The organism is Luteibacter sp. 9133 (genome assembly GCF_000800155.1).
GTDB lineage: Bacteria > Pseudomonadota > Gammaproteobacteria > Xanthomonadales > Rhodanobacteraceae > Luteibacter > Luteibacter mycovicinus.
In genome coordinates this window covers 1,237,065-1,253,295 of sequence record NZ_JUHO01000001.1, presented here as the reverse complement: position 1 = coordinate 1,253,295, position 16,231 = coordinate 1,237,065, and the positions used below count along the sequence as shown (strand labels likewise).

Here is a 16,231-nt window from a genome sequence, read left to right as displayed (position 1 = left end):
CGGCTTGCGCCATTGCGCAACCGGTTAGCCGAGCAGCTCGACCGCCGGGGCTACCTGGCTCTCCCGTCCAAGGCCGACACCGACTTCGGCCAGCTTCGCCCGCAAGCTGCCGGCATCCGAAGCGCACAGCGTCGCATGGCCCACCTTACGGCCCGGACGCGCCTCCTTGCCGTAGTCGTGCCAATGGCCATCGGCCACGGAAAGCACCGGCGCCGGATCCGGCATGTCGCCGATCCAGTTCAGCATCGCACTCGCGCCGCGCACACCGGTGTCACCCAGCGGGAGGCCGAGCACCGCACGGATGTGGTTTTCGAACTGGCTCGTGTGCGCGCCTTCGATCGTCCAGTGGCCGGAGTTGTGCACGCGGGGCGCCATCTCGTTGCCAAGCAGGTCGCCGCCGCGGACGAACAGCTCCAGCGCGAAGACTCCGACGTAATCGAGCTTCTCGGCGATGGCGTGGGCATGCGCCGTGGCCGCCTGCTCCAGCTCGTCGGACGTACCCGGCGCGGGAGCGAGGCTCAGCGAGAGCACGCCGTCGACATGCCAGTTGCGCGTCAGCGGCCAGGCGCGGAACGAGCCATCGCGGCCACGCACCGCCACCACCGACAGCTCGCGATCGAACGGAACGAAGGCTTCCAGAATCAGCCCGTGCTTACCCGCCGCTTCACCCAGAGCGGCCCAGGCCGCGTCGATGTCGTCGGCCGTCTTCAGACGGAACTGGCCCTTGCCGTCGTAACCGAGCCGACGGGTCTTGAGAATGGCCGGGGCGCCGATACGGGCCACCGCGCGGACCAGGTCCTCTCGGGTGTCGACCGTTTCGAACTCGGGCGTGTCCAGGCCGGTCTCACGGAACAGCGTCTTCTCGCTGAGACGATCCTGCGCCACGGCGAGCGCACGCGGATTGGGGAAGACGTCGACCAGCCCGGCCAGACGCTCGGCGGCGGCGGCGGGAACGTTCTCGAAATCGAAGGTGACGACGTCGACCCGCCGGGCGAAATCAGCCAGCGCGGCGTCGTCGGACCAGTCGGCGACGATCAGTTCGGCCACCTGGCCGGCGCAGGCGTCGGACGTACCGTCGACCACCAGCGTGCGGATGCCGAGGGGTGCCGCGGCAAGGGTCAGCATGCGCGCCAGCTGCCCGCCGCCGAGGATGCCCACCGTGGGAAGCTTGCGGCTCACGAGCGCGGATCCGGGTTATCGAGGACGGTGCGGGTCTGATCGCTGCGGAACGTGTCGAGTGCCGTGGCGACGGACGGGTCGTGCAGCGCCAGGACCGAGGCGGCCAGCAGGGCGGCATTGGTCGCGCCGGCACGGCCGATCGCCAGGGTACCGACCGGGATACCGGCCGGCATCTGCGCGATCGAAAGCAGGGAATCCATACCGTTCAGCGCCTTGGACTGTACCGGCACCCCGAACACCGGCAGCGCGGTCTTGGCGGCGATCATGCCCGGCAGATGGGCGGCGCCACCGGCACCGGCGATGATCACCTGGATGCCACGGCCACGGGCCGCTTCGGCGTAGCTGAAAAGCAGGTCGGGGGTGCGGTGGGCGGAGACCACCTGGACCTCGTGGACGATGCCCAGACGGGACAGCGTGGCGGAGGCATGCTCCATCGTTTCCCAGTCCGATCGCGAGCCCATCACCACGCCCACGCGCGGCGCGCTCGCTTCGTTACCTTCGTTGGAAATCATGGCCCGGGCACCCAAAAGTCGCTATTGTAAGTGCATTCCCGATCTACAGGTTGGCCTCCGCGGCCGCTCTCATGGACAAGCGTCTCCTCGATATCCTCTGCTGCCCGGTCAGCAAGCGCCCCCTGCGTCCGCTGACGGCCGCCGAGCGCGACAACCTCAACGGCGCCATCCGCGCCGGCTCGGTCGACACCGTCGCCGGGGAAAAAGTGGCCGAGCCACTGACCGAAGGCCTGATCACCACCGACGGCCAGCTCGTCTACCGGGTCGAGGACGGCATCCCCGTCATGCTCCCCGAAGCGGGTATCGGCACCCTCCAGTTGACGGGCTTTACTCCGGAATCCGGTCTCGCGCAGAATCCGTGACGTCCGTCACAATTTAAAGCATTCGTTCCCGCACAATGGCCCCTCAGGCGGGGGCCGTTGAATCCAGAGATGCGCGATGAGTAACGCGAGCGAGCCGTCCAATGTGATCGATCTCAGCCAGCGCCTGGATCCGCGCAGCGAGAGTGTGGGCGCGCTTCTGGTCACGGTGCGTGGCCTGGCGACCAAGCGGCTGCACGCGCTGGCCACCAACATGTTCGAGAACATCGACGACGCTCTGTTCGATCTGGCCGAAAAGGCCGAGAACAACGCCGCGCAGACCCAGTTCTTCGACGGCATGCGTGAAGTGCGCAAGAAGCGCGCCATCGTCGAGCGCACCTTCCTGGGTCAGGTCGCCCGGGATCTGGCCGATTTTTCCGCCGGGCGCACGCGCGCACCCGATGCCGACGCCCACGCCCGCCCCCTCGCCAATATCGAGCTCAGCCTTGTCGGCGAAAACGAACTCGAGGAATCCCTCGCGATCACCAGCATGATCGGCAAGAACGAGCAGCGCCTTGCGCGCGCCCTCTTTGCCGTCAATCAGCGCCTGTCGGTGATCTGCGGCGGCGCCCGGATGGACGACGCGTCCAACCCGGTAGGCCCCGCCTCGCTGGCCGCCGCGTTCCGCCAGGCCATGCGCGAGCTGATGGTCGAGGTCCGGGTCAAGCTGATCATCTACAAGCTGTTCGATCGCTACGTGCTCGCCGGCATCGACGAGCTCTACGACGACATCAATAACGAGCTCGCCGCCGCGGGCGTCCTGCCGCAGCTGCGCCACGAGATCGTCACCCGTCGCAGCGATGCGCCCGCCCCGACGGGCCCGGCCTCGTCGGTGGTGGCCGCTCCGCAGGCGGCCGCACCGGTGACGGATGCCGCCGCGGCGGAGTTCATGCAGTCGCTGCACGCCATGTTCTCGGCGCGTCGCGGTACCACGGCCGGCACCGAGGGCTTCGCCGGAGGCGCTTCGATGCCTACCGGTCCCCTGCCCAGCGCAGCCGAGCTGCTCGGTGCGCTGACCCTGCTGCAGAGCCAGATCGCCGGCATGCCCGGGACTGCCGTGCCGATGGCGAGCCAGGCCGACGTCACGCGTGACGTCGCCCAGCTGAAGGAACAGCTGCTCGCGCAGATCGGCCAGCTGCGCGGTCAGCAGACCGCACACGTGTCGGGCGTGGACGAAGACACCATCGACCTCGTCGGCATGCTTTTCGAGTTCATCCTCGAAGATCACAACCTGCCGGCCGAGATGCAGGTCATGCTCGCGCGTCTGCAGATCCCCTACCTCAAGGTCGCGCTGCTCGACCGCCGGATGTTCGCGCACAAGTCGCACCCGGCGCGTCAGTTGCTCGACGCCCTGGCCGATGCGGCCAAGGGCTGGTCCGCCGAAGCCGATCGCGACGGCCGCCTGTTCGACAAGATCAAATCCATCGTCGAGCGGCTGCTGCATGACTTCGACGACGACGTCGCCGTCTTCAACCGTCTCGCGGCCGAGCTACAGGACTTCCTCGACATCAGCCGCAAGCGCGCGGAACTCGCCGAGCAGCGTGTCGCCGAATCCACCCGCGGTCGCGAGAAGCTCGAGCACGCGCGCCGCCGCGCCGCTCAGGAAATCGTCGGCCGCGTCGACGGTGCCGCGCTGCCGCCCCTGATCTACGGCGTGCTGACGCGGGCGTGGGCCAACTACATCGTGCTCACCCTCCTGCGTCAGGGCGAAGAAGCCCAGGAATTCCGCGACTCGCTGCGCTTCATCGACGATTTCATCGCCAGCGCGCGTCCGGTCTACGACCTCAACGGCCGACGCGACCTTCGGGCCATTCTGCCGTCGATCGAACGCTCGCTGCGTCGCGGTCTCGCCGCCGTCGCCTTTCAGGAGGCCGACACCGAGCAACTGCTCGCCCAGCTGCACGCGTTCTATCGCCAGCAGCTCGGCGAGTCCGTGCCGGAGACGGAATCGGGCACGCTCGTCACCAGCGTGATGCCCTTGCCCGAGGCCATCCAGGCGATCGAAGAACCAACGGTCGAACCGGAGCCCGAGGACGAATCGCTCCCTGACGAAGCCTTCGACGAGCGCAATCTCGCTCAGGCCCGTGAACTGAAAGTCGGCCAGTGGCTCGAGTTCACCGCCGAAGACGGCAGCACCGATCGCGCGAAGCTTTCGTGGGTCAGCCCGATCAGCGGCCGCTATCTCTTCGTCAACCGTCGCGGTCTGAAGGTCGCCGATCACAGCCTGGGCGGTCTCGCGCAGGCCTTCGCCAACGGCCACGCGCGCGTACTGGATTCGTCGATGCTGTTCGACCGTGCGATGGACGCGATCGTCGAGCGGCTGCGTACGCCCGAGGCCTAAGCCAGGGCCTGATCCGACCCGCGCGGGTTACACCGCGCGCGGGTCAGTCTTGATAAGGTAGCGCCCTCTTCCACGGACGCATCCTTCCGATGACCTCCACCGCTTCGCCATCGCTGACCGACGCACTGCCGCCGGCGGCCGACATCCTTGCCGATATCGATCGCGCCTTCGCCGAAGACATCGGCCCCGGCGACGCCACGGCCGACCTGCTCGATCCCAAGGCCACCGCCACAGCCGTCCTGACCTGTCGCGAGAATGCCGTGATCTGCGGCACCGCCTGGTTCGACGCCGCGTTCCGCAAGCTCGACCCGGATGTGCGCATCGAGTGGCTGGCCCACGACGGCGATCGCGTGACCGCCGGCTCGCCCATCTGCCGTCTCGCCGGGCAGGCACGTGCCCTGGTCACCGCCGAGCGGACGGCGCTCAACTTCCTGCAGCTGCTCTCGTCGACGGCGACGGTGACCTCGCGCTATGTCGACGCGCTGGCCGGCACGCCAACTCGTATCCTCGACACCCGCAAGACGCTGCCGGGCCTGCGTCGCGCGCAGAAGTACGCCGTTCGCTGTGGCGGCGGTACCAATCACCGCATCGGCCTGTTCGACGCGATGATGCTCAAGGAAAACCACATCATCGCGGCGGGCGGCATCCGGCCGGCGGTCAACGCGGCGCGCCTCATTCACCCCACGCTGCCGCTGATCGTCGAGGTGGAGACCATGGACGAGCTGGCGGAAGCCATCGCGGCGGGTGCCGATCGCGCGCTGCTCGACAACTTCACTCCGGCAATGCTGACCGAGGCCGTGGCGTATACCGCCGGGCGGATTCCCCTCGAGGTGTCGGGTAACGTGGAGCTGGACACGATTCACGCGATCGCGCGGACCGGCGTGGATTTCATCTCCAGCGGCGCGTTGACCAAGCATGTGCGGGCGATCGATCTGTCGCTGCGGCTGGATGTGAAGCATCCGGGGGATTGAGTTGGCTTTTCGCGCGCAGGGCGCGCTCCTGCGACGGAGCGCCCTGTCGTGCGCTCCTGCGGCAAGCTTCCAGCTCAGGGACTTGTAGACACGCGGAATCGGCCACACACTGACGCCATGGCATCTTTCAGCGATCTTTTCTGGCTTCTCGTCCTCGCAGGCGGTATCGCGAGCTGGTACCGACTGACGCGAGCCAGGGAAGTCGCCGTACGCGCCGCGACGGGGCTATGCAAACGCTACGGCCTGCAGCTGCTCGATCAGTCGGTCGGGCTGCGCGGCGTGCGGCTCCAGGGGGTCGATGGCGTCCGCCGCCTCGAGCGCTGCTACGGCTTTGAAGTAAGCATCGACGGCCAGTCGCGGCAGATGGCGCGTCTCTGGATGGCGGGGAACGAGATCGCCAGCTATTCGCTGCCGGGAACCGATTCGCCCGAGCTGGAGACCGTGGTGGCTACCGATTCGATCGTGCATGGGGCGAACGTGATTTCGCTGGCGGATCGGCGGCGGTTGCACTGAGGGATACGGAATCGCCAGCAGGGCTGGCTCCTACCGGAGCTGGCCTGTCGCCCGGCACAAAAAACCCGCCTCCCGGCGGGTTTCTTTTATTTGACGACCCGAAGGTGCGGCGCGCCGCGCTTGGGCCGGTCATCGTCGCCACCGGTGGGCGGTGGGGCGTCGGTGTCGTCGACCGCTTCGATCGCCGTGGCCGGCGCGGTGTCGTTCTCGTCGACCGGGAACATCATGCCCTGGCCGTTCTCCTGCGCGTAAAGCGCCAATACGGCCTGCACGGGGATGACGATCTGCTGGCTGACGCCTGAAAAACGGGCCTGGAAGCCGATCCGGTCGTTGCCCAGATCCAGATTGGCCACCGCGCGCATGGCGAGGTTCAGCACCACCTGGCCGTTCTTCACGACGTGGGCGGGCACTTTGACGCCCGGCTGCCCGGCGTCGACGAGGACGTACGGGGTCAGACCGTTGTCGCTGATCCAGTCGTAGATGGCACGCAGCAGGTAAGGCCGATTGGAGGTCATGCCTGCGGTTTCATTGGTATCCATGACGACAGTTTAAGGGATACGCGGCGAAAGACGCTAACCGGGCAGGAAATTGAAGTCCGGGCGCATGTCGCGCTCTTCCGGGGTGAGACTGCGGGCGAATCCCTGGCTATGGAACAGACGCTCGCCGTAGTCCACGATGGCCTTGCCTTCCTTGCCCAGCTCCACACCCAGGTGCGGCAGGCGCCAGACCACGGGGGCGACGAGGCAGTCGATGAGGCTCATTTCCGGATTGAGGAAGAACCGCGAGGCACGGAACAGCGGTTCCGACAGCAACAGATGCTCGCGCAATCGCTTGCGCGCGCCCTCCGCCGCCTTACCGCCCTCCCCGATCGTCTCGATCTCGGGCAGCCAGTCGTTCTCGATCCGCCACGTGGCCAGGCGCAGACGCGCCCGGGACAAGGGGTCGATCGGCATCAGCGGCGGGTGCGGATAGCGTTCGTCGAGGTATTCGACCACGACAAGCGTGTCGTAAAGGGTCAGGTCCCGGTCGACGAGGGTCGGCAGCGTGCCGTAGGGGTTGAGATCGAGCAGGTCGGGCGTGGGCTCGTCCGCCTTGAGGATGATCCGGTCATAGGCCACCCCCTTCGCGGCCAGGACCAGGCGCGTCCGGTGACAATGGATGTCGTCGGCGCTGGTGTACAGAGTCAGCGCCGCACGCGAACGAGCATTCTGGACCATGCATCGACCTCCCTAACTTAATGTTCTTCGTGAACGTCTTTCCAGTACTCGTGCTTCACCAGGTACAGGAGAAACGTGAGGCCAGCCAGGAAGAGGATCACCCACACACCGACCGACTGGCGCTCGAGTGCGGCGGGCTCGGCCGTGTACTCGAGGAAGGTAGCGAGATCGCGCGTGGCGCCCCTGAATTCGTCCGGCGTCATGCGACCCGGACGTTGCAGCTCGAGCTTCTCGACCGTGGCTTCCTGCCCCGGCTTCGCTTCACCGTGCACCGCCACCTGAAGGCCCTGCAATTCCCACAGGGGATTGGGCATGGAGGCATTCGGGAACACCGTGTTGTTCCAGCCCACCGGCCGGCTCGGGTCGAGGTAAAACGCGTTGAGGTAGTTGAAGATGAAGTCCACGCCCTTGGCGCGCGCCTCGAGCGAGAGATCCGGCGGCTCCTTGCCGAACCAGGCCTTGGCGCCGTCGGCAGGCATGTGCGAAAGCACCGGTTCGCCGAACTTCGCACCGGTGAAGTTGAGGTTGGACATCACCTCGTCTTCGGACAGGCCGAGGTCGGTCGCCAGGCGCGAGTAGCGCACGTACTTCAGCGAGTGGCAGCCCACGCAGTAGTTGAAGAAGAGCCTGGCACCGCGCTGTAGCGCGGCCCTGTCGTTGACGTTGGTGCCGGCGGACGGCAGGTCCTCGCCACCTTCGGCGGCAAGGACGGGCAGCGTGGCGACAAACAGACCCAGAGCAAGAGCGACTGAGAAAACATAGCGCTTAATCATGCATCGTCACCCGTTCCGGAACCGGCTTGGTCTTCTCGAAACCGAAGCGCGTGTAGACCCATACGAAGAGGAAGAAGCCGAAGTAACCCAGCGCCATCAGGCGACCGAAGGCGTTCTCCCACGTGGTGACGTCGGCATGCGGGAACCAGGCGGGAATCAGCTCCGCCGTGACGCCCGCACCTACCGCGCCCAGCGACAGGAAGGACACCACGAGCACGCCCAGGGCGATGCGGAAACCGAGGCCGCGGTAGCGCACGGAGCGCACCGCTCCCTTATCGATCCACGGCAGCAGCGCCAGCAGCAGGATCGAGCCGAACATGCCGATGACGCCCCAGATCGCCGTGCCGAAGAACGACGGAATCATGCGGAGGATCGCGTAGAACGGCGTGAAGTACCACGACGGTTTGATGTGGCTCGGCGTCACCAGGTTGTTGGCTGGCGTGAAGTTGTCATGCTCCAGGAACCAGCCACCGAAGGTCGGCGCGAAGAAGATGATGAACGCCGCGATGGTGAGGAAGAAGCCGACGCCGAAGAGGTCTTTCACCGTGTAATACGGATGGAACGGCACGGCATCCTTCGGCTTGTAGGCGTCCCAGCGATTGCCCTTCGGGCCATGCTTGACGTCGACGCCGTCCGGGTTGTTCGAACCCACCTCGTGCAGCGCGGCGAGGTGCAGCACCACCAGCAGCAGGAGCACCAGCGGCAGCGCGATGACGTGCAGCGCGAAGAAGCGATTCAACGTGGCGTCGGCGGGCAGGAAATCGCCCATGATCCATTCCACCAGCGACGAGCCGATATAAGGAATGGTGCCGAACAGCGAGATGATGACCTTCGCGCCCCAGAACGACATGTTGCCCCACGGCAGCACGTAGCCCATGAAGGCCTCCGCCATCAGCACGAGGAAGATCAGCATGCCCAGGATCCACACCAGCTCGCGCGGTCGCTTGAACGAGCCGTACATGATCCCGCGGAACATATGCAGGAACACCACCACGAAGAACAGCGACGCACCCGTAGAGTGCATGTAGCGGATGAGCCAGCCCCACTCCACGTCACGCATGATGTACTCGACCGAGTTGAACGCTTCGAGCGCACTCGTCTTGTAGTTCATGGTGAGGAAGATGCCGGTCACGATCTGGTTGACCAAAACCAGCATGGCGAGCGAACCGAAGTAGTACCAGAGGTTGAAGTTCTTCGGCGCGTAGTACTCGGTCATGTGCTTGCGGAACGTCGGCGCCAGGTTCGGCGCGCGTTCGTTGACCCAATCGAAAAGGCTGGCCATCAGCTTTTGCCCTCCGGGTCGACACCGATCTGGATGTGCGAGTCATCCACGAAGTGATAAGGGGGCACCGGGAGGTTCTTCGGGGCGGGAACGCCGGCGAAGACACGGCCCGACAAGTCATAGCGTGACTTATGGCAGGGGCAGTAGAAGCCGCCCTTCCAGTTCGCGTCGAACGGCTCGGGCTTGATGTCGGGCACGAAGTCCGGCACGCAGCCCAGGTGGGTGCACAGGCCGATGACGACCAGCCACTCGGGCTTGATGGAACGGTTCTCGTTGGTCGCGTACTTCGGCTGTTGCGCCGAATCGGACGACTGCGGGTCCAGCAGACGGGGCTCGAGGCCCTTCAGCTGGGCCAGCTGTTCCTTGCTGCGATTGACGACGAAGACCGGAAGGCTGCGCCAGGCGAAGGTGACCTTCTGCCCCGCCTCGATGGCGCTGATGTCGACCGTAACAGGCGCTCCTGCTGCCTTTGCCCTTGCGCTTGGTTCCCACGACTTAATGAAGGGCACGATCGCCGCGACTACCCCGACTCCGCCAACGACCGCGGTCGTTGTGGTGAGGAAGCGACGGCGGCCGTGATCGACGAATTCGTTCGCCATCAGGCTCTCCGGAACTTATGCCATTGAGAATGCGGACCCCTATCGCCGGCTCGTATCGGAAATCGGCTTCCGCTAAATCGAGTCAGTGTAACGGCAGCACCAGCCACGTACAATAAACTGAACCTTCCCCTGTCCCCCATGACGGATGGGGCTGCCAAGTGCCCGCCAGGATGCGGAAAATTCGGCAAAACCGGACGACAGGACCCCTCGCTACTCCATGAACCACGCCGCTCGTACGCTTGCCTTCGTCGCCCGTTTCGTCGTGCTCGGCCTTGCCGTCGCCTTCGTCATCGGCCTGTTCTGGCCAGGCAGCGGCGCTTTTCTTCGTGAGCGTTTCACGCCGCCGGTCACCGAACACGAGCCTGCCGCGGTCGAGCCGGCCGCTCCCGGGGCGGGCACGGGTCCCGTGTCGTATGCCGATGCCGTGGCCAAGGCCGCGCCGTCGGTCGTCAACATCTATGCGAACAAGCTGGTGACCGAGCAGCCGCGCGAGCTCTACTCCGATCCCGTGTTGCAGCGCATCTTCAGCGTGCCCACCGGCCCGGCGCGTACGCGGCGTCAGCAGAACCTCGGCTCGGGCGTCATCGTCAGGGAAGATGGCTACGTCCTGACCAACAACCACGTGATCGCCAACGCCGACGACATCCAGCTGCTGCTCTACGACGGCCGGGTGGCCAAGGCCCGGGTCGTGGGCTCGGACGATGAGACGGACCTTGCGGTACTCAAGGTGGACGCGGGCAACCTGCCGGCGATCCACATGACCGACGCCGAAAGCCGTCCCCGGGTCGGCGACGTGGTGCTGGCCATCGGCAACCCCTTCGGCATCGGCCAGACGGTGACCATGGGCATCGTCAGTGCCATCGGCCGCCAGCTCAATCTGTCCAGCCTGGAAAACTTCATCCAGACCGACGCCGCGATCAACTTCGGCAACTCGGGCGGCGCGCTCGTCAATGCGCACGGCGAGCTCGTCGGTATCAATACGTCGCTGATCGGTCAGGCGGTCGGCGCCGAAGGCATCGGTTTCGCCATCCCCGTGCAGAGCGCACGCGAGGTGCTGGACCAGATCATACAGACGGGCCACGTCGTGCGTGGCTGGATCGGTGCCGACTACGGCGCCGTCCCGGTCTCCGCCGACAGCGGCCTGCCTTCGGCGGCGCGCGGTGTCGTGGTCAACGACGTGTCCCCGGGCGGCCCCGCCGCCCTCGCGGGCATCCAGCAACGCGACGTGCTGCTGCGCATCGGCGATGAGGACATCCTCGACCCGTCGGATCTGCGCCGGCACGAGGCCTCGCTGAAACCGGGCGATCCGGTGCAGGTCTCCGGGCTGCGCAACGGTGCGGCGTTCAACACGACCGTGACGCCGGCGCAGAGGCCGCCCACGGCACCGATGCAGGCGCTGCAGGGCGCGGCCCGGTAGGAGCGCGCTGCTACATTCGGTTGTCGGCCAGGGGGACGCCGGTGCTGGGGCGGCTCTTCAACAGGTCGCCATAGCGCTTGCGCAGCACGCCGACGCGCTCGACATAGACCTGCGTTTCGTCATAAGGCGGCACGCCGTTGTACTTCTGCACCGCACCGGGTCCGGCGTTGTACGCCGCCGCGGCGAGGCGCTCGTTGCCATTGAAGGTCTTCAGCAACAGCGCGAGATAACGCGCCCCGCCGCGAATATTCTGATTGGCGTCGAAGGCATCCAGGACGCCCATGTCACGGGCGGTGCCCGGAATCAGCTGCATCAGGCCCTGCGCGCCAGCCACCGACAGCGCGCGCGGGTTGAACGCGCTTTCGGCGTGAATGACCGCGCGCAGCAACGCTTCGTCCACGCTGAACTCGCTGCTCGCCGAGCGGATCGCGTCGCCGTACGCGACCAGATTCAGACCGACGTTGTTCCAGTCGACCTTCGAATGCACGTCGCAGGCGGCGCAGGTGGCGATATAAGTAAAGAGCATCTTGATGCTCGATCCCTGACCGCCGCCGCCCGGCGGAATATTGGTGTACTCGACGCCGCCGTCCGCCCGGGTGATCCGGTAGACCGCGCCACGCAAGACCCGCGAGCCCTGAGGTGCGGCAGGCGCAACCGCCGCCGTTAAATCGGTACTCGCCGACTCCTTATAGTCCCACTGCCCTTTCGGCGCGGTCACGGGAGGCAGGGCCAGCGGTTCGCGCTCGGTACCATCCGCTCCGCCGACCACGCCACCAGTCACGCCTGCCAGCGAAGGCACGGCGGCGGCAGGCGCCAGCACCACGGAGCCGATCACGCCTTTAAGCGACGGGGGCCCGGCGACCGGTTCGAAGACGGCCTTCTGCGGCGCGGCGGGCAATGCGATGGGCCGCGCCGGACGCGAGGGGCCCGTGCTGCCGATGCGCTTGCAGTCCTTGTAGCCCGCGGTGCCGCCGGAGAAAACCGTCTCGCCCGTACTACCGATGCAACGGTAGAGCGCACCCGCCGACGCCGGCCCGGCCAGCAATCCCAGCAGCAGGACGCAGGCGCCCGCGACCCTTCGCAGGGCCGTCCGGGAGGTCAGGAAACGGCGGGCGTGATGGCCGGCGCTTTCCCCTGGCGTCGCGTCGTCAACCATGGGCGCGAGTTTGCCCGAGCACCCCTGCCCTGCCAAGGGCCGCAAACGTGACGTTCTTCACGCAAGTCATTGATCCACGGCGGCCAACTGGCAACGGACCCGGGGGCAGAGTAAACTGCGCGGTTCGGAAACTCCCCACGAAACACGGTAACCCGGCCCATGAGCGGCAAGCTTTTCATCAAGACCCACGGCTGCCAGATGAACGAGTACGACTCGGCCAAGATGGCCGACGTGCTGGCGGCGTCCCATGGCCTGGAACTCACGCAGAACGAGGACGAGGCCGACGTCATCCTCGTCAACACGTGTTCCATCCGCGAAAAGGCGCAGGAGAAGGTCTTCAGCCAGCTCGGTCGCTGGAAGGCGCACAAGGCCAACGGCAAGCCCGTACTGATCGGAGTCGGCGGCTGCGTCGCCTCGCAGGAAGGCGACGCCATCCTCAAGCGCGCGCCGCACGTCGACCTCGTCTTCGGCCCGCAGACCCTGCACCGCCTGCCGCAGATGATCGAAGCCCAGCGCGCCACCGGCAAGTCGCAGGTCGACATCAGCTTCCCGGAAATCGAGAAGTTCGACCGCATGCCGGAACCCCGCGCCGAGGGCCCGACGGCCTTCGTCTCGATCATGGAAGGCTGCTCGAAGTACTGCTCGTATTGCGTGGTGCCTTACACGCGCGGCGAAGAGATCAGCCGGCCGTTCGACGATGTGATCGTCGAGGTGGCCCAGCTCGCCGAACAGGGCGTACGCGAGGTCAACCTGCTCGGCCAGAACGTCAACGCGTATCGTGGCCCGATGCACGACGGCGACGTCGCCGACCTGTCGGTGCTTATCCACGCCATCGCGCAGATCGACGGTATCGGCCGCATTCGTTTCACGACATCGCATCCGCTGGAGTTCTCGGACTCGCTGATCGAGGCCTACGCCAACGTGCCGCAGCTGGCCAACTATCTGCACCTTCCGGTGCAGGCGGGCTCCGATCGCATCCTCGCGGCCATGAAGCGCGGCTACACGGCGCTGGAATTCAAGCAGCGCATCCGCAAGCTGCGCGCGGTGCGACCGGATATCTGCGTGTCGTCGGACTTCATCGTCGGCTTCCCCGGCGAGACGGACGACGACTTCGAGAAGACGATGAAGCTGATCGACGATATCGGCTTCGACCAGAGCTTCTCGTTCGTGTTTTCGTCGCGACCCGGTACGCCGGCGGCAAACCTCGCCGACGAGACTCCGGCCGAGGTGAAGCACGCGCGTCTGAGCCGGCTGCAGGCGGCGATCAACGAGAACGCGCGCAAGATCAACGAGGCCATGGTAGGCACCGTGCAGCGGGTACTGGTCGAGAAGCCCAGCCGCCGCGATCCCAACGAACTCAGCGGGCGGACGGAAAACATGCGCTATGTGAACTTCCCGGGACATCCGCGGATGATCGGCCAGTTCGTGGACGTCACGATCACCGAGGCGATGAGCAACTCGCTGCGTGGTCGGGTGCTGCTGGCGGACGAGGTTGCGGTCGCATGAATCCTGGTCTTTCGCAACGCGATTTTACCCTCGATCCCGAAGACAACACCCGCCTGGCGAACCTGTGTGGCCCGCTGGATGAACACGTGCGCCAGATCGAACTGCGCCTGGGCGTCGAGGTGGACCATCGCGGCGCCATCTTCCGTGTCATCGGTGACGAAGGCTCGGCACGCGCGGGCGAGAAAGTCATCCGCGCGCTGTACGCCGCGACGGAAACCGAAGTGCTCAACGGTGCCGCGATCAATCTGCATCTGGCCGAATCGGGCATCGACGCGATCAACGACGAGTCGGCGGAGTCTTCGCAGGAAGTCGTCATCAAGGTCAAGCGCGGCGTCATCAAAGGCCGTGGCGCCAATCAGGCGCGCTACCTGCACGCCATCACCACGCACGACATCAACTTCGGCGTAGGTCCGGCCGGTACCGGCAAGACCTATCTGGCCGTGGCCAGCGCCATCGAGGCACTGGAAGCCAACCGCGTACAGCGCGTGCTGCTGGTGCGCCCCGCGGTCGAGGCCGGCGAAAAGCTCGGCTTTCTGCCCGGCGACCTCAGCCAGAAGATCGATCCCTACCTGCGCCCTCTGTATGACGCGCTGTACGAGATGGTCGGCTTCGAGAAGGTCGGCAAGCTGATCGAGCGCAACGTGATCGAGATCGCGCCGCTGGCGTATATGCGTGGCCGCACGCTCAACGATTCCTACGTCATCCTCGACGAAGCGCAGAACACCACCGTCGAACAGATGAAGATGTTCCTGACCCGTATCGGCTTCGGCTCGGTCGCGGTGATCACGGGCGACGTCTCGCAGGTCGACCTGCCCCGCCACATCCGCTCGGGTCTTCGTCACGCGGTCGAAGTGCTGCGCGGCGTGGACGGCATCAGCTTCACTTTCTTCACCTCGCGCGACGTGGTCCGCCATCCGCTGGTGGCCAAGATCGTCCGTGCTTACGAGGCGTTCGAAGACAAGCAGGACGCCGCGAAGTGAGTCAGCTGGACGTTGCCGTCGGCTATGCCACCGCGCGCAAGGGTGTGCCGGCGCCGGCCAGCTTCCGTCGCTGGGTCGAGGCGGCGTTGAAGGGCGCGCGCCGTCGCAAGGGCACCGAGCTGTCGATCCGCATCGTCGATGCGGATGAAGGCCAGTCACTGAACCTGCAGTACCGCGGTAAGGACTACGCCACCAACGTGCTGTCGTTCCCGGCCGAACTGCCGCCCGGGGTCGACCTGCCGCTGATCGGCGATCTGGTCATCTGCGCGCCCGTGGTGACGCGCGAGGCCGCCGAGCAGGGAAAAAAGGCGGCGGATCACTGGGCGCACCTGACGGTGCACGGGACGCTGCATCTGCTGGGGTACGACCACATCGACGACGCCGAGGCCGAGACGATGGAAGCGCTGGAGACCCGCGTGCTGGCGGGTCTGGGAATTGCGGACCCCTACGAGACCGTGTAGGGACACGCCCTGAATCGTCACAGGAATTCCGTTAGACTGACCGTTCCGCTCATTTTGGGCAGAAACGCAAAGAGTGATGAACGAGGAACCTGGTAGTACCCATGGCCCGACTCACCGATCCTGGTGGGACCGTCTGGGCCATATGTTTTCCGGCGAGCCACGCAACCGCGACGAACTGATCGAGGAACTGCGTACCGCCCAGGCCAACGGCCTGCTTTCCAACGACACCCTGACCATGGTCGAGGGTGCCATCAAGGTGACCGAGCTCAGCGTCGACGATGTCATGGTGCCCCGCGCCCAGATCGTCAGCCTCGCCGCCGATGCCTCCCTCCCCGAGATCCTTTCCGCCGTCGTCGAGTCCGGGCACTCCCGCTTCCCCGTCCACGGTGAAGACAAGGACGAAGTGCTGGGCATCCTGCTGGCGAAAGACCTGCTGAAATATTATGGACAGAGCGAAGGCGGCGATGTGCGCGCCCTGCTCCGTCCGGCCGTGCTCATTCCCGAATCGATGCGCCTGAACGTGCTCCTGGCGGAATTTCGCCTGACGCGCAATCACATGGCGCTCGTGGTGGACGAATACGGCGGCGTCGCCGGCCTGATCACGATCGAGGACGTTCTCGAGCAGATCGTCGGCGAGATCGACGACGAGCACGACGACGAGGAAGATCCGGTCCTGGTCCAGGCACTGGAAGAAGGCGGCTTCGCGGTGAGCGCCCTCACCCCCATCGCCGACTTCAACGAGATAGCGGGTGCACGGTTCTCCGATGAGGAGTTCGATACCATCGGCGGCATGATCACCTCGGAGTTCGGCCACCTCCCGGCGGCCGGCGAAGAAATCGCCATGGGCGACTTCCTCTTCCGGGTTACCGAAGCCGACGACCGTCGCGTCCAGCAGTTCCACGTCGCGCACGCCAACGGCGGCGCATGACGTCACCGCCGGCCGTATGGCCGGCGGCCCCTGACAG

The 16,231-nt window shown here is 65.9% G+C and carries 17 protein-coding genes; 9 read left to right on the top strand and 8 right to left on the bottom strand.

The features are described from left to right. Positions 1-24 precede the first annotated feature (24 nt). Both FA87_RS05390 and purE read right to left on the bottom strand, forming a co-directional pair. Positions 25-1,179 (bottom strand): 5-(carboxyamino)imidazole ribonucleotide synthase, encoded by a 1,155-nt coding sequence (locus FA87_RS05390; RefSeq protein ID WP_036114978.1) that lies wholly within the window; start codon positions 1,177-1,179, stop codon positions 25-27. Beyond that, the gene (gene purE, locus FA87_RS05385; RefSeq protein ID WP_036114980.1) at positions 1,176-1,691 is read right to left on the bottom strand and encodes a 5-(carboxyamino)imidazole ribonucleotide mutase; all 516 of its coding nucleotides are present in this window, start codon (positions 1,689-1,691) and stop codon (positions 1,176-1,178) included. Before purE ends, FA87_RS05390 begins: the two co-directional genes overlap by 4 nt. Before the next feature lie 71 nt (positions 1,692-1,762). Between purE and FA87_RS05380 the strand changes: the two genes are divergently transcribed. The 4 genes from FA87_RS05380 to FA87_RS05365 all read left to right on the top strand — a co-directional run bounded on the left by FA87_RS05380 (position 1,763) and on the right by FA87_RS05365 (position 5,875). Then, positions 1,763-2,053 (top strand): Trm112 family protein, encoded by a 291-nt coding sequence (locus FA87_RS05380; protein ID WP_036114983.1) that lies wholly within the window; start codon positions 1,763-1,765, stop codon positions 2,051-2,053. A 76-nt stretch (positions 2,054-2,129) separates the two neighbouring features. Then, positions 2,130-4,391, top strand: coding sequence for a DUF1631 domain-containing protein (locus FA87_RS05375; protein WP_036114986.1), 2,262 nt, complete (start codon positions 2,130-2,132; stop codon positions 4,389-4,391). Between the two features lie 89 nt (positions 4,392-4,480). After that, on the top strand, positions 4,481-5,362 hold the full coding sequence (gene nadC, locus FA87_RS05370) for a carboxylating nicotinate-nucleotide diphosphorylase (protein WP_036114988.1): 882 nt from the start codon (positions 4,481-4,483) through the stop codon (positions 5,360-5,362). 117 nt (positions 5,363-5,479) lie between these two features. Then, the gene (locus FA87_RS05365; protein ID WP_036114991.1) at positions 5,480-5,875 is read left to right on the top strand and encodes a DUF3301 domain-containing protein; all 396 of its coding nucleotides are present in this window, start codon (positions 5,480-5,482) and stop codon (positions 5,873-5,875) included. 86 nt (positions 5,876-5,961) lie between these two features. Here the strand turns inward: FA87_RS05365 and FA87_RS05360 are convergent, their stop codons facing one another. Genes FA87_RS05360 through petA form a run of 5 tightly spaced genes read right to left on the bottom strand, consistent with a single transcriptional unit; the run spans position 5,962 to position 9,746 of the window. Continuing rightward, a complete protein-coding gene (locus FA87_RS05360; RefSeq protein ID WP_079520840.1) occupies positions 5,962-6,390 on the bottom strand; it encodes a ClpXP protease specificity-enhancing factor in 429 nt (142 codons plus the stop codon). A gap of 57 nt (positions 6,391-6,447) precedes the next feature. Further along, positions 6,448-7,092, bottom strand: a complete 645-nt coding sequence (locus FA87_RS05355) for a glutathione S-transferase N-terminal domain-containing protein (protein ID WP_036114998.1) — start codon at positions 7,090-7,092, stop codon at positions 6,448-6,450. Positions 7,093-7,109: 17 nt separating this feature from the next. After that, positions 7,110-7,865, bottom strand: coding sequence for a cytochrome c1 (locus FA87_RS05350; protein ID WP_176167731.1), 756 nt, complete (start codon positions 7,863-7,865; stop codon positions 7,110-7,112). Beyond that, a complete protein-coding gene (locus tag FA87_RS05345; RefSeq protein ID WP_043692915.1) occupies positions 7,858-9,147 on the bottom strand; it encodes a cytochrome bc complex cytochrome b subunit in 1,290 nt (429 codons plus the stop codon). Before FA87_RS05345 ends, FA87_RS05350 begins: the two co-directional genes overlap by 8 nt. Further along, the gene (gene petA / locus FA87_RS05340) at positions 9,147-9,746 is read right to left on the bottom strand and encodes a ubiquinol-cytochrome c reductase iron-sulfur subunit (protein ID WP_043692912.1); all 600 of its coding nucleotides are present in this window, start codon (positions 9,744-9,746) and stop codon (positions 9,147-9,149) included. The genes FA87_RS05345 and petA overlap by 1 nt, the downstream gene beginning before the upstream one ends. 217 nt (positions 9,747-9,963) lie before the next feature. On the opposite strand from petA, the gene FA87_RS05335 reads away from it, so the two are divergent. Next, entirely contained in the window at positions 9,964-11,163 is a 1,200-nt protein-coding gene (locus FA87_RS05335) for a trypsin-like peptidase domain-containing protein (protein WP_043692910.1), read from the top strand. Between the two features lie 10 nt (positions 11,164-11,173). Here the strand turns inward: FA87_RS05335 and FA87_RS05330 are convergent, their stop codons facing one another. Further along, positions 11,174-12,319 carry a lytic transglycosylase domain-containing protein gene (locus tag FA87_RS05330; RefSeq protein WP_052191159.1) on the bottom strand — a complete coding sequence of 382 codons (1,146 nt, stop codon included), beginning with the start codon at positions 12,317-12,319 and terminating at the stop codon, positions 11,174-11,176. Positions 12,320-12,478: 159 nt separating this feature from the next. On the opposite strand from FA87_RS05330, the gene miaB reads away from it, so the two are divergent. The 4 genes from miaB to FA87_RS05310 all read left to right on the top strand — a co-directional run bounded on the left by miaB (position 12,479) and on the right by FA87_RS05310 (position 16,194). Next, positions 12,479-13,825: a tRNA (N6-isopentenyl adenosine(37)-C2)-methylthiotransferase MiaB gene (gene miaB / locus FA87_RS05325; RefSeq protein WP_036115011.1), complete on the top strand. Its 1,347-nt coding sequence runs from the start codon at positions 12,479-12,481 to the stop codon at positions 13,823-13,825. Further along, on the top strand, positions 13,822-14,805 hold the full coding sequence (locus FA87_RS05320) for a PhoH family protein (RefSeq protein ID WP_036115013.1): 984 nt from the start codon (positions 13,822-13,824) through the stop codon (positions 14,803-14,805). The genes miaB and FA87_RS05320 overlap by 4 nt, the downstream gene beginning before the upstream one ends. Then, a complete protein-coding gene (gene ybeY / locus FA87_RS05315) occupies positions 14,802-15,266 on the top strand; it encodes an rRNA maturation RNase YbeY (RefSeq protein ID WP_043692908.1) in 465 nt (154 codons plus the stop codon). Before FA87_RS05320 ends, ybeY begins: the two co-directional genes overlap by 4 nt. Positions 15,267-15,342: 76 nt before the next feature. After that, a complete protein-coding gene (locus FA87_RS05310) occupies positions 15,343-16,194 on the top strand; it encodes a transporter associated domain-containing protein (RefSeq protein WP_036115017.1) in 852 nt (283 codons plus the stop codon). Positions 16,195-16,231: the final 37 nt, after the last annotated feature.